At 59.9% G+C, this 21,010-nt stretch carries 23 protein-coding genes and 1 pseudogene; 8 read left to right on the top strand and 16 right to left on the bottom strand.

Going from position 1 to position 21,010, the window contains the following annotated elements; genetic code table 11:
* Window positions 1–166 precede the first annotated feature (166 nt).
* A complete protein-coding gene (locus KBY67_RS06225; RefSeq protein WP_255109882.1) occupies window positions 167–724 on the top strand; it encodes a septal ring lytic transglycosylase RlpA family protein in 558 nt (185 codons plus the stop codon).
* A 77-nt stretch (window positions 725–801) separates the two neighbouring features.
* Complete coding sequence (locus KBY67_RS06220; RefSeq protein WP_255109981.1) at window positions 802–2,394, top strand: bifunctional pantoate--beta-alanine ligase/(d)CMP kinase; 1,593 nt, start codon at window positions 802–804, stop codon at window positions 2,392–2,394.
* A gap of 55 nt (window positions 2,395–2,449) precedes the next feature.
* On the opposite strand, the gene KBY67_RS06215 is transcribed toward KBY67_RS06220, so the two are convergent.
* From KBY67_RS06215 to KBY67_RS06205, 3 genes are all read right to left on the bottom strand, one after another.
* Window positions 2,450–2,935 (bottom strand): low molecular weight protein-tyrosine-phosphatase, encoded by a 486-nt coding sequence (locus KBY67_RS06215; protein ID WP_255109880.1) that lies wholly within the window; start codon window positions 2,933–2,935, stop codon window positions 2,450–2,452.
* A complete protein-coding gene (locus KBY67_RS06210; RefSeq protein ID WP_315855559.1) occupies window positions 2,935–3,429 on the bottom strand; it encodes a HEAT repeat domain-containing protein in 495 nt (164 codons plus the stop codon). Before KBY67_RS06210 ends, KBY67_RS06215 begins: the two co-directional genes overlap by 1 nt.
* Before the next feature lie 224 nt (window positions 3,430–3,653).
* On the bottom strand, window positions 3,654–4,478 hold the full coding sequence (locus KBY67_RS06205; protein WP_255109876.1) for a HEAT repeat domain-containing protein: 825 nt from the start codon (window positions 4,476–4,478) through the stop codon (window positions 3,654–3,656).
* Between the two features lie 163 nt (window positions 4,479–4,641).
* Between KBY67_RS06205 and KBY67_RS06200 the strand changes: the two genes are divergently transcribed.
* Window positions 4,642–4,845, top strand: a complete 204-nt coding sequence (locus KBY67_RS06200) for a hypothetical protein (RefSeq protein WP_255109874.1) — start codon at window positions 4,642–4,644, stop codon at window positions 4,843–4,845.
* 636 nt (window positions 4,846–5,481) lie between these two features.
* Here KBY67_RS06200 and KBY67_RS06195 read toward each other — a convergent pair.
* From KBY67_RS06195 to KBY67_RS06165, 7 genes and pseudogenes are all read right to left on the bottom strand, one after another.
* Window positions 5,482–6,178: pseudogene (locus KBY67_RS06195) on the bottom strand (transposase).
* Between the two features lie 216 nt (window positions 6,179–6,394).
* Window positions 6,395–7,312: an NAD-dependent epimerase/dehydratase family protein gene (locus KBY67_RS06190; RefSeq protein ID WP_255109872.1), complete on the bottom strand. Its 918-nt coding sequence runs from the start codon at window positions 7,310–7,312 to the stop codon at window positions 6,395–6,397.
* 854 nt (window positions 7,313–8,166) lie between these two features.
* Window positions 8,167–8,949 (bottom strand): phycoerythrobilin:ferredoxin oxidoreductase, encoded by a 783-nt coding sequence (locus KBY67_RS06185; protein WP_255109870.1) that lies wholly within the window; start codon window positions 8,947–8,949, stop codon window positions 8,167–8,169.
* Window positions 8,946–9,677, bottom strand: a complete 732-nt coding sequence (locus tag KBY67_RS06180) for a 15,16-dihydrobiliverdin:ferredoxin oxidoreductase (RefSeq protein WP_255109869.1) — start codon at window positions 9,675–9,677, stop codon at window positions 8,946–8,948. The genes KBY67_RS06185 and KBY67_RS06180 overlap by 4 nt, the downstream gene beginning before the upstream one ends.
* A gap of 15 nt (window positions 9,678–9,692) precedes the next feature.
* A complete protein-coding gene (locus KBY67_RS06175; protein ID WP_255109867.1) occupies window positions 9,693–10,280 on the bottom strand; it encodes a phycobiliprotein lyase in 588 nt (195 codons plus the stop codon).
* Window positions 10,281–10,308: 28 nt separating this feature from the next.
* Window positions 10,309–11,022, bottom strand: a complete 714-nt coding sequence (locus KBY67_RS06170) for a heme oxygenase (biliverdin-producing) (protein ID WP_255109865.1) — start codon at window positions 11,020–11,022, stop codon at window positions 10,309–10,311.
* 155 nt (window positions 11,023–11,177) lie between these two features.
* Window positions 11,178–11,546 carry a hypothetical protein gene (locus KBY67_RS06165; protein ID WP_255109863.1) on the bottom strand — a complete coding sequence of 123 codons (369 nt, stop codon included), beginning with the start codon at window positions 11,544–11,546 and terminating at the stop codon, window positions 11,178–11,180.
* Between the two features lie 259 nt (window positions 11,547–11,805).
* On the opposite strand from KBY67_RS06165, the gene cpeB reads away from it, so the two are divergent.
* From cpeB to KBY67_RS06150, 3 genes are all read left to right on the top strand, one after another.
* On the top strand, window positions 11,806–12,366 hold the full coding sequence (gene cpeB, locus KBY67_RS06160; protein WP_255109861.1) for a class 1 C-phycoerythrin subunit beta: 561 nt from the start codon (window positions 11,806–11,808) through the stop codon (window positions 12,364–12,366).
* A gap of 53 nt (window positions 12,367–12,419) precedes the next feature.
* The gene (cpeA, locus tag KBY67_RS06155) at window positions 12,420–12,914 is read left to right on the top strand and encodes a class 1 C-phycoerythrin subunit alpha (protein ID WP_255109859.1); all 495 of its coding nucleotides are present in this window, start codon (window positions 12,420–12,422) and stop codon (window positions 12,912–12,914) included.
* 95 nt (window positions 12,915–13,009) lie between these two features.
* Window positions 13,010–13,648, top strand: coding sequence for a HEAT repeat domain-containing protein (locus KBY67_RS06150; protein WP_255109856.1), 639 nt, complete (start codon window positions 13,010–13,012; stop codon window positions 13,646–13,648).
* Here the strand turns inward: KBY67_RS06150 and KBY67_RS06145 are convergent.
* Window positions 13,624–14,364, bottom strand: coding sequence for a HEAT repeat domain-containing protein (locus tag KBY67_RS06145; RefSeq protein ID WP_315855558.1), 741 nt, complete (start codon window positions 14,362–14,364; stop codon window positions 13,624–13,626). The two genes, KBY67_RS06150 and KBY67_RS06145, sit on opposite strands and share 25 nt — an antisense overlap.
* A 273-nt stretch (window positions 14,365–14,637) precedes the next feature.
* On the opposite strand from KBY67_RS06145, the gene KBY67_RS06140 reads away from it, so the two are divergent.
* Both KBY67_RS06140 and KBY67_RS06135 read left to right on the top strand, forming a co-directional pair.
* Complete coding sequence (locus KBY67_RS06140) at window positions 14,638–15,078, top strand: DUF2656 family protein (protein WP_255109852.1); 441 nt, start codon at window positions 14,638–14,640, stop codon at window positions 15,076–15,078.
* Window positions 15,079–15,519: 441 nt separating this feature from the next.
* The gene (locus tag KBY67_RS06135) at window positions 15,520–16,857 is read left to right on the top strand and encodes a HEAT repeat domain-containing protein (protein WP_255109850.1); all 1,338 of its coding nucleotides are present in this window, start codon (window positions 15,520–15,522) and stop codon (window positions 16,855–16,857) included.
* Here the strand turns inward: KBY67_RS06135 and KBY67_RS06130 are convergent.
* The 5 genes from KBY67_RS06130 to KBY67_RS06110 form a co-directional block, all read right to left on the bottom strand.
* The gene (locus tag KBY67_RS06130; protein WP_255109847.1) at window positions 16,840–17,151 is read right to left on the bottom strand and encodes a CpeR family transcriptional regulator; all 312 of its coding nucleotides are present in this window, start codon (window positions 17,149–17,151) and stop codon (window positions 16,840–16,842) included. The genes KBY67_RS06135 and KBY67_RS06130 overlap by 18 nt on opposite strands.
* A complete protein-coding gene (locus KBY67_RS06125) occupies window positions 17,148–17,780 on the bottom strand; it encodes a chromophore lyase CpcT/CpeT (RefSeq protein WP_255109845.1) in 633 nt (210 codons plus the stop codon). The genes KBY67_RS06130 and KBY67_RS06125 overlap by 4 nt, the downstream gene beginning before the upstream one ends.
* The gene (locus KBY67_RS06120; RefSeq protein WP_255109843.1) at window positions 17,780–18,316 is read right to left on the bottom strand and encodes a phycobiliprotein lyase; all 537 of its coding nucleotides are present in this window, start codon (window positions 18,314–18,316) and stop codon (window positions 17,780–17,782) included. Before KBY67_RS06120 ends, KBY67_RS06125 begins: the two co-directional genes overlap by 1 nt.
* A 278-nt stretch (window positions 18,317–18,594) precedes the next feature.
* On the bottom strand, window positions 18,595–19,341 hold the full coding sequence (locus KBY67_RS06115; protein WP_255109841.1) for a phycobilisome rod-core linker polypeptide: 747 nt from the start codon (window positions 19,339–19,341) through the stop codon (window positions 18,595–18,597).
* 88 nt (window positions 19,342–19,429) lie between these two features.
* The gene (locus tag KBY67_RS06110; RefSeq protein WP_255109839.1) at window positions 19,430–20,959 is read right to left on the bottom strand and encodes a phycobilisome rod-core linker polypeptide; all 1,530 of its coding nucleotides are present in this window, start codon (window positions 20,957–20,959) and stop codon (window positions 19,430–19,432) included.
* Between the last annotated feature and the right edge of the window lie 51 nt (window positions 20,960–21,010).

Here is a 21,010-nt window from a genome sequence, read left to right as displayed (position 1 = left end):
AACTCACTTCCTCAGACTTCCTGTAAGTTTTCGAGGTCGTGATTTTTTGTCAGGGACACCACCGCTCGATTTGCGCTATCAGCTCTTCCAATCGTTAGCGCGATTCATCAAGTAACGACCCTTCAATTCGAAGTCCGTTGCCTCACTGTGGTGGGTCTCGTTTGTTATGCGTCGCACTTTCCCCCTCGGGGCCCTTGCCCTCCTGCTCTCCGGTAGTGGCATCGCCCTGCCTGTGCTGGCCAATTCGGCTCGCACTGAATCCTCGCCCCGCATCGCCATGGCCACCCCGGCCCTCACGGCACCTGCCGTCGAGCGCTCCGAGTCGGTTCAGCCCTCCCAGACCGTCGCCATTCGCCAGCAGAACAGCGAAGCCCCGGCCCTTGAGGCCCCCTCCGCTCCCACCGCTCCGGCCCCCACTCCCCGTCGTTTCAAGCTGGCCGGCACCGGTGAAGCCAGCTGGTACGGCCCTGGCTTCTTCGGCAACCGCACCGCCAATGGCGAAGTGTTCCGCCCCGGCACCATGACCGCGGCTCACCGCACCCTGCCCTTCGGCACGAAGGTGAAGGTCACCAATCTCAGGAATGGCCGCAGCGCCATTGTGCGCATCAATGACCGGGGACCCTTCCACGGCAACCGCATCATCGATCTGGCCCACGGCGCTGCCCAGAACCTCGGTCTGGTCGCCAGCGGCGTGGCCCAGGTCCGACTGGAAGTGGTTCAGTAGGGTTCAGCCCTTCCAGACCTTTCCCTTGAGTGGCCCATCCGGCAAACCGCCGGGTGGGTTTTTCGTTCAGCGCCACCATGCAGCTGCTGCACACCTGTGATGAGTTGCGCCGCTGGTGCAGGCCCGCCGGCGAGCCGCCGGCCGCTCCCCTCCACTTCGTGCCCACCATGGGCGCCCTGCACAAGGGTCACCGCCACCTGATCGAGCGGGCGGCCGCTCCCCTGTCCGCCTCGGGGCCACCGCCGCGGGTGCTGGTGAGCGTGTTCGTCAATCCGCTCCAGTTCGGCCCCGGCGAAGACTTCGAGCGCTATCCGCGCGACCCTCTGGCGGATGGCACCCTGGCTGCCGCGGCGGGGGCCACGGCCCTGTTCGCCCCCAGTGTGGCTGAGCTGTTCCCCGGCGGTGAGGCTGAGCTGACCAAGGTGCTGCCTCCTCCCGCTCTGCTCCAGGGGCTCTGCGCCCGCAGCCGTGGGGGCCATTTCGAAGGGGTGGCGACGGTGGTGGCTCGGCTGCTGGCCCTGGTGCGCCCTGATCGTTTGCTGCTGGGCGAGAAAGACTGGCAGCAACTGGTGATCCTTCGGCGGATCGTGGCGGATCTGGCCTTGCCACTGCGGGTCCAGGGATGTGCCACCTGGCGGGAAAGTGATGGTCTGGCGGCCAGCTCCCGCAATCGCTATCTCTCGAAGCTGGAGCGAGGCCAGGCGGCACGCCTGCCCGCTGCCCTGGCCCTGGGGCGGCGGGCCTGGGAGAGCGGTGAGCGGGATCCCGCCCGGCTGGAGCGGTTGGTTCAGGCCGAGCTGGGGCGGGCCGATCTGGCGGTGGAGTATGTGGAGATGGTGGAGGCCCGGCGGCTGCGCCCCCTGGACGCTTCCCCCCCACCCAAGGGGCCGTTGCTGCTGGCGGTAGCCGTCCGCTGCGGCCCCAGCCGCCTGATTGATCACCTTGTGCTGATGAACCGTCCTCCGATCGTCGCCATCGATGGCCCCGCCGGGGCAGGCAAAAGCACGGTCACCCGGGTCCTTGCCCGCCGCCTCGGCCTGATCTACCTCGACACCGGAGCCATGTACCGGGCGGTGACCTGGTGGGTGCTGCGCCATGGGGCCCATCCAGCTGTGGCGGCGGAGGTGGAGCCGCTGCTGGAGGGGCTGGAGCTCAGCCTCGACCTGGAGGCCAGTGGTGAGCAATCGGTGATCGTCAATGGCCACGACGTGAGCCAGGCGATCCGCCATCCCGATGTCACGGCCCAGGTGTCACAGGTGGCGGCCCATGCCTGCGTGCGCGAGGCGCTCACCCAGCAGCAGCGGGCCCTCGGCGCCCGGGGCCGGCTGGTGGCGGAGGGCCGTGACATCGGCACCGCCGTATTCCCGGATGCGGATCTCAAGGTGTTCCTCACCGCCACGGTGGCGGAGCGGGCCCGTCGGCGGGCCCAGGATCTGGAGCAGCGGGGGTTTGCCGTGCCGCCCCTGGCGGAGCTGGAGGTGCAGATCGCCGAGCGCGACCGTCAGGATTCCAGCCGCGAGGTGGCTCCCCTGCTCCAGGCCGAGGATGCGGTGGAGCTGATCACCGATGGCTTGGCCATCGAGGAGGTGATCACGACCCTGATGGATCTGTTCAGGGAGCGCATTCCCGAAGAGGCCTGGCCAGCACCGGAGGCTGGCGCAGCAGCCTGAGTGGCGGGGTCCGGTTCTGGGCTCCCAGCCAGCCGTCGGCTCATCGTTCCGAGGGCTAGGAGGGGGTGCTGGTGGCCAGCAGGTCGTCGAGCAGGCCCGTGCAGGCATCCTCGAGCAGATTCAGCACCCCCTCGAAGCCATCGGCGCCCCCGTAGTAGGGATCGGGCACCTCACGGACGCGGTGTCTGCGGCAGTGCTGGGTGATCGGTCTGATCTGGGCCCTGGATTTACGGCCCCGGGTCATGGCCTGGACCGCCGCCAGGTTGTCGTCATCCATAGTGAGGATGTGATCAAACTGATCCAGATCGGCGACCACGATCTGGCGAGCACGGCTGGGCAGGTGGATGCCGCGCCCGGCAGCCGCGGCGCGCATTCGGGCATCGGCAGGCTGACCGGCATGCCAGTGGCCCGTGCCGGCCGAATCGACATTGAAGGATTTTTCCAGACCCCGCAGCTGCAGGTGGTGCAGGAACACCCCTTCTGCGGCGGGGGAGCGGCAGATATTGCCCAGGCAGACGAACAACAGACGGGAGCGCTCCATCAGCCCCCCGCCCCGCCAGCGAGGCGGCTCAGGGCCAGCCCGGCCCGCAGTCGCACCACCGGGGTGTCATCCCCGGGCTCGCCGGCCAGCTCCTGCAGGGCCTGCAGTCCGGAGCGATGCCCAGGCTCTGCCCTGCCCATGCCGAGCAGCAGTTGCTCCAGTCCCACCGTCACGGCGTAGCGGACCACCCATTCGCCATCGCCGCCACCGCCCAGAAGCGCGTCGAGACAACGCTGCCTTACGTTGATTTGATCGATCTGGGGCAGGGCCTCAAGGCGGAGCTGACCCAGGCCCCGGGCCGCGGCCCGCCGCACGCTGGGCCCGATGTCGCAGGCTAGGGCGCTCTCGAGGAGGTCGAGTCCGCGCACGTCGCCGATCCCTGCGAGGGCACGCACCGCCCAGGCCCGGGCTCCGTAGTTCCGTTCATCGAGGCTGCCCAGCAGCGGCTCCACAGCAGGAGGGCCGATCGCGATCAACCCGTCCACAGCAGCCACGGCGGCCCCAGGATTGTTGAATCCAAGCACTTGGAGCAGGCAATCAATCACGTCCCAGGTCTCGGGATCGCAGTGCGACTCATCCTGATGATCTGCCTTCGCTAGAGCAGCGATGGCTCCAGCCAGATTTTTGGTCGCCTTCTGCAGCCCATCCGCGCTGTCGGCGCGCTCCACGGCTCTGATGAAGGGCCTGACCAGGCTCAGCCCATCGGCTCCTGTCTTATTCAAAGCAAGTCGTCCATCGCCCTAAGCACAGTCTCGGTGTCAGGGGGGGCTTGGCCCCGTTCCACCAGCCCCCGCAGGGCGATCAGTTTGAGGCTGTTTTCAGCCAGGGTGTCCCGGATCGGTTCGAGCGCCGGTCGCCAACCCACGGCGCCCAGGTCCATCAGTGCGGAACGTCGGACCTGCAGCTGGGGATGTTCAAGCAGTTCGATCAAGTTGTGTCCCCAGCGCCGATCTTGTGTGAGCTGGAAAAGGGCCCTCGCGGCGGCGCTGCGGATCAGGGGCCGCTCGTGGATGGCGAAAGGCTGGATCACGTCCACTACATCGGGAGCGACTAGGCCGATGTCCCCCAGGGCCTCGATCAGGGCCTCGCAGGGTTCTCGTAACCTCAGGCTGTTGGGAAGGGGTTGCCCTGCCTGATCGCTGGCCAAGCGGGCGCAGATCGGCGAAACAGCCTCCCTTGCACGGAGTTCCCCAAGAGCTCGCGCCGCCGCTTCCCTCAGCCCGTCGTCCTCGTCCTCAAGGGTAGCAAGCAGATCGGGGATCGCCTGTGGATCTCCTAGCTTTCCCAGCGCCCGGGCGGCATTGCGGGCCACGGCATTCTCTTCCACACCGGACGAAACCGCGCGGGGCTGGCGCCGACGCAAGGCCGCCTGAAGCAGGGGCACTGTCTCCGGATGGCGGCTACGCATACGGCCCAGCCACCAGGCGGCGTAGTACTGATGGGATTGATCCTCGCTTTGGCGTAGGCGCTGCAACGCTTCCTCCTCCGAGATGGGTTCGCCGGCTGTGGCCATGGCGGAATCCAGATCAGCAGTGCCAGCCATGGCCCGCACGGTGCATAGGGGAACCATTGATGTTGCCATTGCATCCATCCGATGGGCCCCATCTCCCCATCTCCCCATGTCCTGATGAGCACTCCGGCGGCGGGATCGTTTCTTTGGCGCTGGGTCTTGGCAGAAACCCCGTTATCCAGGCTCTTCGAGGCCCATGCTCTCCCTCGCAGCCACTGGGTCACCAGACGCCTGCTTCGAGGGGATCTCATCGGTGAGCCTCGCCGCCAGCTACGTGCCCCTTGTGTTCCGCCTCAACTGTGCTCTCTGGGAGGGCACCGCCCTGCGGATCACCACCGAGGGCCACTGCTTCAACGCCTATCGGGAGAGGGTGCAGATCACCATTGATGTGAAGACGTAAATGCAGAAAATACAGTGGAGAGCGGTACTTCGTCCGAAATTGCTGCTTGATGTTGTGGACACATTCTTGACTGAACATTGGTCTTTTGCATTGCCTGCAAAGTCTATGCCCTCACAGGCAAAATGGCCAGAATCTTCTCGTGAATTGCCTTGTATGTCAGTGATCAGGTGATCATCTAGTGCAGTAGTTGCACCCTGCGCTGAATCCGTGCCACTACAACGAGATCATCACTCTTGTCTCCGTCCACCAGCGGGTGGGCGCCACTCAGCTCTTTCAGAACGGCGTCTACAGGAACTCCGCTCATGTCTGAGCAGGGGCTTCTCCTCTGCTCAGACATGAGAAGCAGCTTCGCCACCCCGAGCCGGTGCCGCCGAACTTCACCTCCAAAAGGTCTACTGTTAGCTGGACGTTTCTTTGTCCTGAGAGAATCAGGCGATGACGATCCGGATTCTGGACTGAGCGCCATGGCAAGTACGACCAGCCAGAGCAACACAGGAGCTGATCGTTAGTGGGATCTGATGCAAGCCAGTTTTGATGGCGACTGGCAGGGGTTGACGACCTGGTACGGGCGAGAGAGCGCTGGAATGGATCTGACCCGTGGAGAATCAGATCCAGCTGGGTCAACAATGTACTTGATTATGTAGCAAGCTCCGCACTCCTCAGGACGCGCTCCGGCCGAGCGCCGCAGCTGCAGATGGCATGAACCACACGCTCGGTCATCGCTGCCAAGTTGAAGCGCCGGTTGAAGCGGTAATTGAAGGCACCCAGGTAGCGATCAACGTACTTATCGAATTTCAGGGCATGGAAGGTGCCACTGAAGCTGGTTTTCAAGTTACTCAGCACCATGTTGATCCAGCGGAATTCCGGCAGTTCATTGGGATGGCGTCCTTTCACCACCACAGATTGATGCAGGCAACCGACTATCGCCTGCCTGATCTTGTTGTGAACCAGCCATGCCGTGCGGTAGTTCACGCCGAGATGACGCCTCAGAGCGAGTGAGGAGATGCCAGTCTTGGCCTGGCCCACCAGGTAGAAAGCGAGAAACCAGGTGGTCAAAGGCAACTTTGTCGCCTCCAGGATGGTTCCGGCCGTGAGGGTGGCCTGATGGCGACGGCTCCGGCATTGATAGCGCTTGTGGCGCCTGCCGTGGATCAGTCCGTACTCCTTGCAATCACAGCGGCGGCAACGGAAACCATCAGGCCAGCGCGCCTGCTCCAGGGCGGCTACTGCTTCGCAGAAGCCCAAGGGCTACGCATTTTTCCTCGGTGCCGTAGAGCTCGATGAACCTTGGCAGCGACAGGTCGGCCTGGAACTGAATCTGATTCATAGACATGGCAAACACAACTGGTACATGTATACCAGTCTAGGCGGCAAGACCTGCTTGCGCAGCTTGCTACCTAATCAAGGCCTCTATGCAGTGTGCCAGGAAGCTTGCCCCAAGGACCATTTGATCTGAATTTTGGCTGCCTGTAAGTACCAAGAGCTTTGTACATCTGATCATTGAATACGATGAGAAGTATCAGCTGTCTCGCAGAGATGAACGGCGTTATCAGCCCACCATGCAAGGCTGAGTCAAAGTGAAGCCAATTCGCTTGAGTTTGGCATTGCTCACTCTCGCATTGAGCACGCGATCGGCCGTGTCCACCGACAGCCATTTCGCTGGTGGTAGGCCAGCCTGTTCGCACAAGCGGTCCGTAAGTTCCTGACCGGTGTACTGGGTATCATTCACCAGATTGTAGATCTCGTTGAGGTTGTGCTCGAAAGCAAAATTTACTCCACGAACAATATCATCAAGATGGACCCAGCAAGGCACATTGTGACCATTGCGCTGAATCGTGCTGCCTGCTGCTGAAAGGAGCATGCCAGGAATATCGCGGCCAGGGCCATAGATGCCGCCCAGCCGTAGAATGCAGACGTTGACTGTCTCTGAGCGGACCGATTGAATAATCTCTTCAGCTCCTGCCAGGACCTCATTGACGGGGTGAAGACAGCCGAGCTGGTCAGTCTCGTCGGTCATTGCTCCGCGCCGATTTCCATAAACGCCGCAACTGCTCAAGTGAACCAACTGAAGTGGTGATTTACTTGAACGATGCCTTACCGAATTAATCAATAACTCCAGGCCTCCAAGGAATGTCTCCCGATATTGATTAATGTCAACATGAGCGCTCTTTGAGGGCGCAAAGGACACCAGTATTCCATCAAGATTTCTAGTAAAATCTAGGCTGCTGCTAGAGTCTGTGGAATCAAAAACAACTGGCGTATCAACAAGTTCAGCCAATTCGATCAAGCGTTCATGACGGGTTGTGGTTCCCCAGAGTTCATGCCCCTGCTCCCTCCAGGCCTTGGCGACCGCTTCACCGACGTAGCCACAGCCCAGGATGGCCCGCTGCTCACCTGAGGGCAGGGTGGGCCGCTGCTGGTTGGCCAGCAGCTGGTAGAGCGAAGCCAGATCCGGAGAGGAGGTCACTTGACTGTTGCATTTCGTAAAGATTAGCCTAGAGTTGATGGGAAAGCGTGGCGAAGGCTACTGTTTTTCTCCATGCAGGTGGTTTTCAGGTCGGCCTCGCTTGAGAGAGTGGCTTGAGGCGTGCCGTTCCAATGCCCAGCTACCGGATCACTGCGGAGGGACTTGAGGAACTTCGGGTGACCTGCCCAGGTTGCAGTGGTGACGCCCTCGTTCTGGCCCTCAGGGACCAGGAGATGCGGAGCTATAAGGTGAAGCAACGCAGTGATGACTGTCGCCAATGGTGGTTTCAGGTGACCTTTGGCCAGGCAGGGCATGAAGCCAGTGAAGACAGGTCTGTCACCAAGGAGTTCAGCGTCTATCGAATCGACGATTAACGGTGAGATTGACACCATGGATAACTCTCACCACTGCTGATGACGGAAATCCCTGCTGGTGCCCAGCGACCAGCCGTTCATCGGGTAAGAGAATGTCCTCTCCACCAGCGCCATGCCGGTGGCTCCGGGCGACCGACTGGTGGACCGCAGCACGAGCTTCCTGATCTAAGGCGAGAGCTAACGGCGCAAGCGGCCACGGCGAGCAGTCAGCTCCGGTTCGGCCAAGTTGATCTCGCCGCCACTCTGCAGGATGTCGCACCCTTCGATGCGAGGAGTGGCGGCACCTCAAAGAGGCCCATGGCATGCCCTGGCGGTGGTGCATCAGGCCCAGGAGCATGCCCGAAGTTCCATCCCGGCGATAGGAATGCGGGGAGGCAGCCATTGAGCGATCGAGCCCTAACCAGACAACCCATCAGCCAATAGGATGGGAGAGATAGTTGGGGCTGGCAAGGCCATTCCTTTCTGCCTGTAGGGCTGATCTCAGAGGTCGAATAGCACCTCGTGGATGTAGGCCTCAGTCCATTCGGCCCCGTGGAAACGTGTGAGCATGCCCCGTGCTGGGTCCTTCTCGGCCCGGTAGGCCACATAGCGCTGCTGGCCTGCCAGAAGCGCTATGTGGCGCTGCTCCTCCACAGGGGTGGCTTCCGCCACCAGCTGGAGATAGAGATCGAAGTAGGCCACGAAGGCCGGAAACACGGCTGAGCGGATCAGCTCATCTCCTTGCTCGCCGAGGGGAAGGCGCGTCCACAGGAACCCTGGAGAGAAGTAGGGCTCCGCTTCCGATGGAATCGGCCCCCCTGAAGGCAGAAGCTTCGTCCAGTTCTCCCACAGCGGCACCAGACGCTCCCAGACTCGCATGGTGTGGGCCTGATCCTTTTTGAGTGCGGGTTGAAGATCTAGCGCGATCAGATGACCCGAGGGCAGAGTGACCAGATCGGCTCCGAAGAAGGGAAGATCGAAGTTACTGGAGGGATTGGCCACGAAATTCAGCACCGAGGCGGCCATCCCGGCCTCCACGCATGCGGCCCGAACCTGCCGGAGCTTGTCAGTTCTGCACGCCCAGGTGGACGTTGTCACAGCGACAGGGTGGGCTTTGGAACCGGTGACACCTTCACGCCGCAGAAAACGGGGCTCGATCGGGTAGGCCTCAGGCCGCAGAGGCTGAAGGGCCTCCACGGCGTGATCCAGGAAAGGCCCCCATCTCCATCCGGGCAGGGTGACTGGATCAAGGCTGCACGGGTGGGTCGGCAAGGAAGGAGTCATGGGGCTAGCTCGGGGGTCGGATCGGGTGCCTGGCGGTTCCCGGGGAATAGAAACTCATGCAGGAAACGGTCCGACCAGGCCTTGCCGAAATGGCTGGTGAACAGACCGTGAGCTGGATCACGTTCGGCGCTGTAGATGTCGTAGGCGTTCTGCAGACGGGCTACCTCCTCAGGATCCAGGGAAAGGCCGGTGGCGGGGCTGTCGTGCAGGGCCCAGTACTGGGAGAGAAAGGCACCAAACGCTTCGGGCAAGGCTCCCTGAGCCTGTTCAGCGTTCCCGCGGCAGAACAGCAGCCAGGGGGAGAAGTACTGGTGCGGGTCATAGGAGCGCATGGTCTCCTCGCCACTGAGATCAGGAAACCGGTCGTGCAATCGATGCAGGCCCTGGAGGTGCCGATCCAGATAGTCTGGGGTCTGAAGCAGGGGCTGGAAATCGAGCACGGCCACCAGTTTCTGGCGTGCGCCGAACCAGAGCAGATCGATCCCCAGCAGAGGCTGGTCGCGGCTGAAGGCGGGATAGGCCACTGAATTGAGCACCTGCAGACTGTCCCCTGCATCGAGCCGGGTCACCCGCCAGCGGCGGATGCCGGGCAAGTGCCACAGCCAGCTGCGGATGACGCTGTTGCCTTTGGCAGATCGGCATTCCGCCAAGCCGTCCGGGATCGACAGAGCCTCTGCCCCCCTGGCTTTGATCCCGGCATGGAGCTCATTGAGGAAGGAGTCGAACATTGGGAGGATCAGGCCTCAGTGGCCAGTCGCTGGGGTGGAGAGGTGGAAACGACTCTGGGCTTGAGCAGAGATGGCTTCCAGCTGATCGGTGCTGGGGCAGCGCAGCTCTGTGCAATAGGTTGTCATGCTGACTCCATCGAGAAACTGCACACTGCTGACACGGATTCGTACCCCCTCGGTCACAAACCAGCAACGCTCCACGCCGACATTTGTGTCATAGCGGGTGGTAATCGTCAACAGGCCGTCATCGGCAAAGGAGTAGGTGCTCATCACCGGCTGCTTCTCGATGTAGCCCTTGTCCCGCAGCAGAAACCCCTGGCGGGGATTCTGGTCATCCACCACATCGACCAGCACGGCCGCCTGCTCGTCACTGCGGCTCCCCTCCTTGAGGTTGCTTTCCCACCAGAAGCGAGCTCCGCCCGCCACTTGGGCTGATGAGGCCAGCCCAAGGCTGTCGCAGACCCGCTGAACCACCGAATCGGAGGCCTCGAATGGCTCGATTGTGAGGTTGGAATCGCCGGCTTCATCGTCCTGATGATCGAGATGGTGAACGGCGCGGCGCGTCAACCAAGTGCCGGCACTGGCGGCCAGGAACTCCGCCATGGTCAAAGGTGGTGCGGTCTGCATCGAATCAGGCGGCGACAGCCTCGGTGCTGCCGGCCCGCTGGCGACGGGTGAGGAAGCCGAAGAGCACCTTTCCGATGGCCGCCACCAGGTTGCCCTCCAGTTCCTGGAACATCCTCATGTTGCAGAGGAAGGCCTCGTTGGCCTCGGCCACGATGCGATCAGCTGTGCCCTGGTCGATCGGCAGTGCGTCGAGGGTGGCGCGGTAGTTGGTCTTGAACGCCTTCTCGTCGGCGATGGCGTCGAACTCGTAGAAGCGCAGGCCGTCGTGCTCGCTCAGGTTCATCGCCTTCTGGGCGATGTTCTTGAGAATGATGCCGCCGGAGAGATCGCCGATGTAGCGGGTGTAGTGATGGCCCACCAGCAGCTCTGGAGCGTCCTTGGCCACCTGATGCAGACGGGCCACATAAGACTGTGCGCCAGGTGTGGCCTGGATCTTCTGGCGCCAGTCGCCTCCGTAGTAAAAGGTGAGATCCTGCTCAAGGGCCTCGCGGCGGTTGAGCTCGGCGAAGGCGATCGGCCCGACCACTGGATGAGCGGTGAGCTTGCCGATCGCCTCTTCCATGGCGCTGTACACATACCAGAGGTCGGCCACCAGGGTGCGGTAGCTGGCCTTGTCCACCACCCCCTTGAGGAAGCAGCTCACAAAACCGGTGTTCTCGGCCATCGTGTGGGCTTTTTTGGTTCCCTCCCTCAATTGGGAAGCAAGTGCGACAGGCATGGGGAGGGAGGCGGAAGAGGGCAGTCTTGAACGCTACAAGTGCCCACCCCCTGAATACGTCCATCAGCCGGAGGGCCTTAAGGAAACTCTTGAAAACAACCGGTGGCGATGTGTCGCGACTGATCCACCCACCGCCGGCTGAGCTCAGGGTTGGATCAGGTGGAAGAGCTGGTGTCCCGTTGGCTGACCAGTTGTGCCAGGACAGCCTCGATGCGCTGCAGTTCGGCGTGGGAGGTGAGGGTGGAGTCCACCTGCCTCTGGGGGAGCTTGAGACGCTGGCCCATGGCCGTGACATCAGCCACCAGGCGATCCCTGTAGGCGGCAAGGACCTCGATGGAGTCGTTCAGTTCCTGAAGGCTGGGTTCTGACATGGAGTGGCGCATTCCTGCCGATAAGGGTACGAAGCCAGCTGACGCGTGCCATGACCAGCGCGCCACATCACCCGCCTCCGCCATCCGAAGAAGAAGAAAATGTAAAATACGCTCTTCGGTGAGGGCCTGCTTCTCCCCGGCCACCAGGGTCATGACTCTGGGGACCCCTGTTCCTGCCTGGGGTCTTGTCGGCTGCCACCATCGCGCGCATGGCCGGCCTGGTTCGCATCACGAAATCTTGCGTGACGCGTTTAATGGGGGGGGTTGCCAGGGTCTCCGGGTAACTTCATGGAGCTTCGGTCCTCGGGACTAGCGCGATCAATGGTTTCCTGATTTCTCCTGTAGCAATCAGAGCCGTTTGAGTAATGCACGAAGCTCATTTCAACATTTTCCCTAGTCCGGGTTTGTCCCCATGCTCGACGCCTTTTCTCGCACAGTTATCAGTGCTGACGCCAAAAATGCTGCCATCGGCAGCGGTGAACTGGCGACACTTCGCAAGTACGTTTCCGAGGGCAACAAGAGGCTTGACGCCGTTAATGCCATCACCTCCAATGCCTCCTGCATCGTTTCTGATGCTGTCACTGGCATGATCTGTGAGAACACCGGTCTTATCCAGGCTGGTGGTAACTGCTATCCCAACCGTCGCATGGCCGCTTGCCTCCGCGATGGAGAGATCGTGCTGCGCTACATCAGCTATGCACTCTTGGCTGGTGATGCGTCTGTGCTGGATGATCGCTGCCTGAACGGCCTTAAGGAGACCTACATCGCTCTGGGCGTGCCTCTGCAGTCGGCTGCTCGCGCCGTGTCGATCATGAAGGCATCCTCCACCGCCCACATCAACGAGACCAATACCACCGGCACCAATCCCGACGAGACCCGTTTCCGCAAGATGGAAACAATCCAGGGTGACTGCTCCGCATTGGTGGCCGAAGCTGCTTCCTACTTTGACCGCGTGGCCAGCGCACTCGCTTGATCGGCTGACTTGTCCATTTTCACTTCTTTACCCTCCAACACAGGAAACATTCGATGAAATCAGTTGTCACCACCGTTGTGACCGCCGCTGACGCGGCCGGTCGCTTCCCCAGCCAGAACGATCTCGAAGCCGTTCAGGGCAACATCCAGCGCGCCGCGGCCCGCTTGGAAGCCGCTGAGAAGCTGGCGAATGGTTGGGAAAAAGTTACCCGTGAAGCCGGCGACGCCTGCTTCAAGAAGTACCCCTACCTCAAGCAGCAAGGCGAAGCTGGCAGCAACCAGACCAAGGTTGACAAGTGCTACCGCGATCTGGGCCACTACCTGCGCCTGATCAACTACTGCCTCGTGGTGGGCGGCACCGGCCCCCTCGACGAGTGGGGCATCGCAGGAGCTCGTGAGGTGTACCGCACCCTCAACCTGCCCACCTCGGCCTACGTGGAGGCACTCACCTACACCCGTGACCGCGCCTGCTCCCCTCGCGACATGAGCCCCCAGGCTCTCAACGAGTTGAAGAGCTACCTGGATTACGCCATCAACTCCCTCTCCTGAGGGCGGTCTGATCGGCTGATCCTCCAGTGGGGAGGCCTTTGGGCCTCCCTTTTTTTCGTTCTATGGCCCCTCCGTCCTCACAAGGCCTCCTCTCGATGACTCCTGCCACCAGCGCCAGCGCTCTTGATCAGCTGTTCGTCGATCTCGCGCATCCCAATCCCTACGTGCAGACCGAGGCCTTCCTCGCCATGGTCCGCCACCACTCCGAGGCTTCCCTGCCGCGTCTTATCCTCCTGCTCGATCATGAGGACGTTGTTCGACGGCGGGCTGCGGTGCGAGCCCTGGGTGCATTCGGGGAGCCGGCGATGCTGCCCCTGGCACAGAAATTTCAGACAAGCCACGATGGCACCGTTCGCGCCAGTTGCGTGAAGGCCTATGCCCAGATCGCCTCGAATCTCCCCGGCCTTCAATTCCCCAGCGAAGCCATGGCTGTCCTCAAGACCGCTCTGGATGACGAGTCCCCCGTGGTGGCCATTGCGGCAGTGATGGCCCTCGGCCAGGTGGGGGAACAGGCCCTTCCGCTGTTGATCCAAGTCTGCCGGGGAAGCAACGAGGCTCAGGCTGTGGCAGCGGTGAATGCCCTTGTCAACATCGATCATCCTGATGTCTCCATCTGCCTGGCCCAGTTGGCAGCCTGCGAAGACACCGACGCCTATGTACTGGAGTCTGTGACCTCCGCCCTGGTAAGGGTGGATGATCTGCGTGGGCGTCAGCCTTCCCTGCTGTCCTCTTGATGCTGCCTCAGTTGCTGAATGGAGAGAATCAGGATGGGTTTCACCTCAGGGCTGGCTTCGCTGCCTGCAGCTGACTCCAGGTCTGGTAGGGCGTCGATCGCCCCTAGTTTCATCAGAGAGAGGGCCGTGTTCTTGCGCACCTGAGCCGAGTTGTCGCCGAGCAAGGGTGTCAGTAGAGGAGTTGCCCAGGTCGGCTCGTGGAGTTTACCGAGCAGGATGACGGCTTCGGCTCGTACGAGTTCAGCGGAATCGCCAAGGGCCTCGATCACCAGCTCTCGGGCTTCTTGGTCATCGAGGGACTGAATTTGCTCACCGAGAGCAGCAATGGCTGCGATCCTCACCTCCGTGTGGGAGGACCGTGCGGCGCGTCGCAGGGCAGCGGGTGCCTGGGCGCCAACGAAGGCAAGCCCCCAACTGGCCAGGCCCAGATGCATGGAGCTACTCTCGCTGCTGGAGAGTACAGCAATCAACGCTTCCACGGCACACTCTCCGGTGGCGGCCATTGCGCCGACGGCCGATCCCTGCACCACCGGATCCCCATCGTTCAGCAGGGCTTCAACCAGAACAGGCAGAGCTCCAGGATCGGCGATCAGGGTGAGGGTTTTCGCGGCTGCACGGCGAACAGTCACATTCTCATGGGTGCGCAGTGCGTGGCAGAGAGCCGGTACGGCTGCTGTGCCGATCGCACCAAGGCTTTCGGCGAACGTGAGACGCATCAGGCCACGTGGATCTCCCAGCCCTGCCACCATTTTTTCGATCAGCATCTCGTCGCCTTGGGGGCGTTCACCTGAACGAAGTTGCCTCTTGAGATCTGCGGCGAGCAGGGAGGCCTCTGACTCGCTGAGGAAGACGGCTGGAGGTGTGGCTGGAATCCCGGTGGGCTCGCTGCTCAAGGCATCTGGGAGGAGCATGGGTCATTGTCTCAGCATGGAAGCCATCGTGGTGACTGGTGATGTGGCAAGTAACATGTCAAGCTTCCAAGGGCTCCCATGACCACGTTTCTGCTGTCCCACAACCTGCAGGTTCAGAGTGGATCTGTGCCGCCATGGGATGCCCAACAACTGGCTGAGGGGCTACCGCTTCACTGCTCCAGCATCACCAAGGCTGAGGCTCTGTCCCATCCTCACTGGTTGATCAGGATGGAGAGCACAGCGGACTCGACGGCGCTGGCCAGGGAACTCTTGGAGGGCTGGGCCTTGCTGCGGAGGCACCACGGCCACGACACGAACCACACGATCCTGGCTCTGGGCGGCCGCAAGGACATACCATCTGCACCCGGATCTCCACTGGAGCTGGGTGCCTGGGGGGTTGACATCGTGGAGACGGTGGATGCCGATGCCTTTCTTGCGTCCATCAACTGGCAAGCCCTGAAGGCGGGCCGACCTGCCGATGGTGTCTTCGAGCTGGTGCTTGATCCTGCAGAGGGCTAGTGAGTGGCTAGGGGCTCGCTTGAAGTGCTCCATCACCCCTTCTTGTTGCTGGCACGTTTACGTGATGGCCTGTCCTCCGGGGTGTTCTCTCCGGCTGTGGGAGCAGATTCCGAATGTTCGGCGATGGATGCTCCCACATGGGTGACGACGGCACCTTGCTGGTGGAGGCCGTTCATCATGCTGCTGAGGCTTTGCAGTGGAATCCTCAGGACTCTGGTGGAGAGGCGTTGGGGAGTCTGCGGATAGGCCACGGTGACGACGAGTGCGTCGGTGAGAGATGGCCCCATAGGATATTGTGCGAGAGGATCGCATCATGCCAAAAAATCTCGTTGGTTCCTCCTTTCGCAATGATCGTATACAACACTCTTCGTTAGGGGACAAACCGGGGAAAGGGAACACGTAAATGGGACAATGGAGTATCGCTAGATCTGGGTGACAATGATGGGCGATTCCGGTCGCTTCAACAACCTCCATCCCGGCCTCAGTCACGATGAGGCATTGCGCATTCTTGCCTTGCCGGTGGAGCAGCTTGAGTCAAGCAGCGATCGCTACATGGCTGCAGCCCACATGATCAACTTTCCCGGTCCGCGTTCTGAGCTGGCACTGCTGAGCCTGCTTGATGACAACGACGACAGCCAACCCACTCGTCTGGCCAGGCGAAAGGCGGTGGAGGTGCTGGCGCGCCTTGGCTGTAAGGATGCCATCACAAGCATCGGCAGATGTCTCCTGAGTGAGGATCACTACCTAGTAGAAAATGCAGCGTGGGCCCTGCAACAACTGGGTTGCCAGGATCCACGCATCCTCAACCAGATGATCATGTTGTTGGCAGATACCGGGCAGAACCGGCGCATACTGGCTCAGAGTCTGGCTGGCTTAGGGGTAATTGAGGCCCTTCCGGCGATCGAACTCCTTCAGGATGATGAATTGCCAGGAGTGCGTGGGGCTGCTCTGGCGGCAGTCGCCACCCTGTCGGGAAGCCATGAGAGAGTCAGTGAGCTGGCAGAGCACTTGTTTCTTGCCAACCAGATGGATCGACAGTCGGCGATCCAGGATGTGATCAATTCCAGGGCCGCAGGGCTGCTTCCCCAGGTTCTGCAGTCGCCGGTCTCCTCAGTCTTTCGGCTTCGAGCCCTTCGGCTGCTTTGGCCGGAAGCTGAGCCACTTCATCAGGGCCTGTCGCTTCTGGAAACTCTCGATAGGCTGCTCTTGGATCAGCCGGAAGATGTCCAGGTTGTTCATCGCTATGATGAAGTACCAGAGATTTCCTTTCTGATCAATGAGTTGTTTGGTACCGACTTCAGTCGTTGCTATCTTGCTCTTCAAGCCATGAGCACTCATCCTGGGGTGTCACTCTGGCCTCTCCTAGAGCAGCGTTGGATGGAGGAAGCCCATAACGATTATGGAGCCCACTATTTCTTCCTGCGGCTGTTTGGGCGGATTGCAAGCTGGGGAGATGCGCAGGATTGCGTGGAGGACCTTTGTGAAACTGCCATTCAAAATCGCAGGCCACAATTTGTGAAGTCCCGTCCTGCCGCTATTCTCTCACTGTTGCGTTTAAATCCTGAACGGCTGTCCTCACGTCTGTCAGATTTGATGGATGCGCAGGAGGAAGCCAGTTGGGAGTGTAGATATGCTGCCTTGATGGCTATGCAGGAATTAGTCACGCAGGGATCCCTCACAAGCATTTCCGGCTTAGCGGAAATGATCCTGCGTCGTGATCCCGATCTCTATGTAGAAAGCAAAAGGAGGCAAGTCCGTGCGCTACTGGCTGATCTCTGAATAGCGGGTTCGGTGGCTTCCATGATTTGCCCAGTAGCTGACAGTTCCATTGCACATAGGCCGTGGTACTCTCGCAACGGCTCTGAGGATTTTGAAGCTCCGGCGTGGGCCCATAGGCCATTGGCCAACATCCTTGACAGACAGTATCCGTCCACCAAGTGATGTCAGGCACGATTCAAATCGATCAATCAAGCTCTGATCAACCGTTTCAAAAATGAAGTCTGTGCCATCACAGATCAAGTGATGGGAGCGAATCCAGGTTTGAAGTTGCTTTTCTGGGCTGTGTATGCTCATGCCGTTTCGGGTTGAGCAGCTTGATTGTCCCTCAGCCAGTCAGCGCCGAGATGATCAGCGTAACGTTCCAGCCGTTTGAAGCGGAGTGGGCCGTATTCGGAGCCCCAGCGATAGGTATGGGTGGCAGGGTCGAAGCCGCGATCTCTGCTGATCCATTGGTGATCATCAAACTCAACTTCACTCACGAGATAGGTCATTTGACCTCCTCGCGGAATAAGGCATTGGCAGCCCGGCTCGACTTCACCGGAGTAACGATCGGTAGTCGTGACACGGAATTCCATCGCGCAGCCGGGTCGGGGCAGCAGATCCTCCCGTTCTAACCCATTCAAGAGATCGGGTTTTGTACCACCGCCAGCACAACGTATGCCATTGCGGAGCCCAAAATTGAGCATGAGAATATGATCGGCGGATACCACCATGTGATGAACCCCTTGTCGGTATGGCCGCCAAGGATCGTAATCGTAGCTCTGTTCGGAGTAGAACCAGGGTCCCTGAAAAAGATTCCAAGGAAGGGGCCTAAAAAAAATATTGATATGGGAAAACTTAGAAGGCTCTCCTCGGGCCTGATCATGATTGCTAAATCGGCCAGAGAGAGTCTTTACGAAGTGGGCAGCTTGTTTGGCATCCATCATTCTGTTGCTATACGCCTCACCTCAGAAGCAAAGGATGTTTGCAACACTCCAGACCCGGCTGATGTACGCAGAACTGAGGAGCGACAGCGGACATGTTCGGATATAAACCAGATTCGTTCTTCGGCAATGGATTGGCCATAAGTTGTGTGGAGAACAAAGGTATCATCGTCAAGAAAGTGATATGCTGAAGCAGCGCTCTCTGCTTCAGCATAGCCAACACTACGGACTAACTTTCCAGCTCGATCATTCTCGGGAATGGGAATCAGAATGCAGGAGCCCTTGGATGTAGCGGAAGGGTCGTCTGGTTCCCAGTCCGAATCTGCCTCCCATGACATCTGGAATGGAGAGAATATAGTGGCAGAGTCTATGGATTCACGGGTAAGGATGTCGCTTACATCTGGATGGTCTGTAGATAACAGTACAATTTCAATATGACTGAGGACATCCTCAAACTGTCGAAAGGCAAGCGAATGGGCTGAACGCATCGACCGCCACTGGCCTTGAGATCGAGTTAAAAAACGCTCAATGGTCATGCACAAGGAGACTCGATCCATGACTTACGGAAGGTTTTGGTCTGCCTGCCTGCACCATGCTCACCAGGCTATGAATCATGATGTCCATGGCAGAGCCTTGGTGAGAGGGTTGTCGCACTACTGGGGCTGGCTGGCGATTCAACTGCTGTTCCATGCGAGAAGGCTGAGCGCACAAATGGCGGGAAGGTGGCGTGATTCAGAGTTGCATGCTCACATGGCACTTGGGCAGAGTGCCATGTGAGCATGCAACTATCTTAGCCAGAGACAGGGGCGGTCAGTTAATCATTTACAATAGATACAATGGAGCCTCCGCGTCGCTGCAGGCTTTGCAGCGTTGAAGTGAGACTGCTAAACGGAACAATGGAGACCTGCACAGCCCTGCGGTTGAGTCCGCTAGGAGAGGCGGTAGTCCAGTTGATCCGAAAGCGTCTGTCATTCCGGTTCGTGCTGCCGCCTCTGCCGCCGCGAACGGCCACGGAAGGAGCGTCACCTGTGGCAAGACTGAGCTGAAGCTTGGAAGAGGAGCTACCGTCAAAGGAAGCTTGTCCGCCCTTGAGTTTTAATGAACGCGTATAGGTGAGGTTACTTTCCCCGGTTTGGGTATGAGTTGTGCGCCAGTAAGGCACCGTGTCGAAGCCGAAGGCTCCTATGTATTCTGGGGAGTAAACATAGCTAGCGATCTCGGCTTCATACCCCTCGTTAGCTAAGCGTTGAACATGCTCGCTCACTTCGGCCTGATCGCGGGGAGCCCTTCCGAGCAGATGCTTGAAATTGAGCTCCACAAAGCGGTATGGCCCATTCTTGTCAAGGAAGTGTCGGCGGTAGGTGTCTGAGCTGGCCAAGGCTGCAACCAGTCCCTGGACTGCGAGGTCCCCTTGGAGGAAGAGACTTTCAGCAGTTAATACCAGCTCCTCATCCATCAGATGGGCGTTGCCGAAGACCTGGCGGTAGACGGATCGCAGCACCATCTGTGCATGAGAATAATCTTGCACTGAAGTTGTTGCTTGTCTGGTGATCACTGGCATGGCGAAGAGAAAACAGTTGAAGTCGGGGGAGAGAAAGGAATGTACAGGTTGCTCAGCGAGCCAGCCGGGCAGATGGCCCCTGCTTGGATCAGGCCACTTCCGTGATCGAGACAATTCGGCCCCCACGGCGATGGATATAACCCAGTTGGGTCGTCATGTCCTTGCCGGATACCAGATAGCTGGCATTCGGGGTGCGCTGGCGCCCTCCAGCGGGTTGCGCTTGTACAACGATCCGATACCTTTTTGTGGTGGGATCTACAGAGCCGCTGAAAACACTCGAGCGATTGATCCGCACGGTTGTGTTGCTCCATCCGGCAGGGAGCGCTTTGGCCGCCAGCGAATTCACCAGACTTGAGGAATTCTGAATGGTGTCACTGCTTGAATATCCCGCCACCAGCGACAGGTGGCGATTGAAGCCGATCTGGTCGCGGCCATTCTCCGTCTGGATACGGGGGAAGGGAACTGTATCTTCACCGAAGTACGTCTGATATTCGGTGCTATCGAGGTAGCTGCTGATGTCTGCCTCATAGCCGTTTTCAGCCAGCAGGCGGATGTGTTCACTCACTTCCGCCTGGGAGTTAGGTGCGCGGCCGAGCAGGTGCTTGAAGTTGAGCTCTACGAAACGATAGGGAGCGTTGGTTTCAAAAAAGCGGCGACGGTATTCCTGGGAGCAGGCAATGGAACGCACGAACTCACGGGTGCTCAGATAACCCTCGATGAACTTGCTTTCTGAGGTGAGCACGCGCTCGCTTTCCATCAGATGAGGGTTACCCATCACCTGCCGGTAGGTGGCACGGATCAGTGCCTGGATCTGGTCGGCAGTGTCTCCCTGGCAACGCTGGAAGACCTCCTGACTGCGCTGGCCAAGACCGAAGCCCACATACAGATCACCTCTCAGGCTTGAGCTATCACCGCCATCGCTGCTGCTTCGGCGCACAGGAGCAAAGGCTCCTCGACTGCTCATACCCGAGCCAGAAAAGCTTCTTCCGGACTGGGTGAGGTAAGCATGTGCCGGCAGACGAATGGTTATTGGCTGTCCCATGGCGAGGTTGGTCAGCAACTGGCTACGTGACCCCATTGCGATGTCGCTGCCAGCGAAGCTCTGCTCCAGCGCGGCGATGCGATTGAAGGACGACTGTGCTGCCCCTTCTGGGCTGTTCCAGGAACGGATATGGGGTGCCGTATGTTCTCCAAAGGCTGAGGCGTACTCGTCGGAATCGATCAGGGCGTCGACATCCGCTTCAAAGCCTTCGTTGGCGATTATAGCTACGTGCGTGCTCACCTCAGCCTCGTCGATGGGAGGTCGCCCCAGCAGATGCTTGATGGCCAGTTCAACCGAACGGTGAGGCGCAACGGCTTCGTAAAAGCGTGAGCGATAGAAGGGTGACTTGGCCAGGCAGCGGACAAAATCGCGTACCGAGATGGTGCCGTTGCGAAGTTGTGATTCGGCAGAGTCAATACGCTCGCTTTCCATGGGCATGGTGTTGCCGAACACATGCCGGTAAGAGGCGCTGATCACGAGGTTCAGGCTCGTTTCATCGGCGCCGAGCTTGTAAGAAGCAGGTGCATCGAGGAGAGTGGTGGCACCAAAGCTCAGGGCTGCTGACTGGGAAGACATGGTTTTGCAGGTGGCGAGGGGGAGTCGGCAAGGGGGAAATGAAAATTTCGC

The sequence above is a fragment of the Synechococcus sp. RedBA-s genome, assembly GCF_024345495.1.
Taxonomy (GTDB): Bacteria; Cyanobacteriota; Cyanobacteriia; order PCC-6307; family Cyanobiaceae; genus Regnicoccus_A.
The sequence above is the reverse complement of the archived record's forward strand: the minus strand, read 5'-3'. Positions and strand labels throughout refer to the sequence as shown.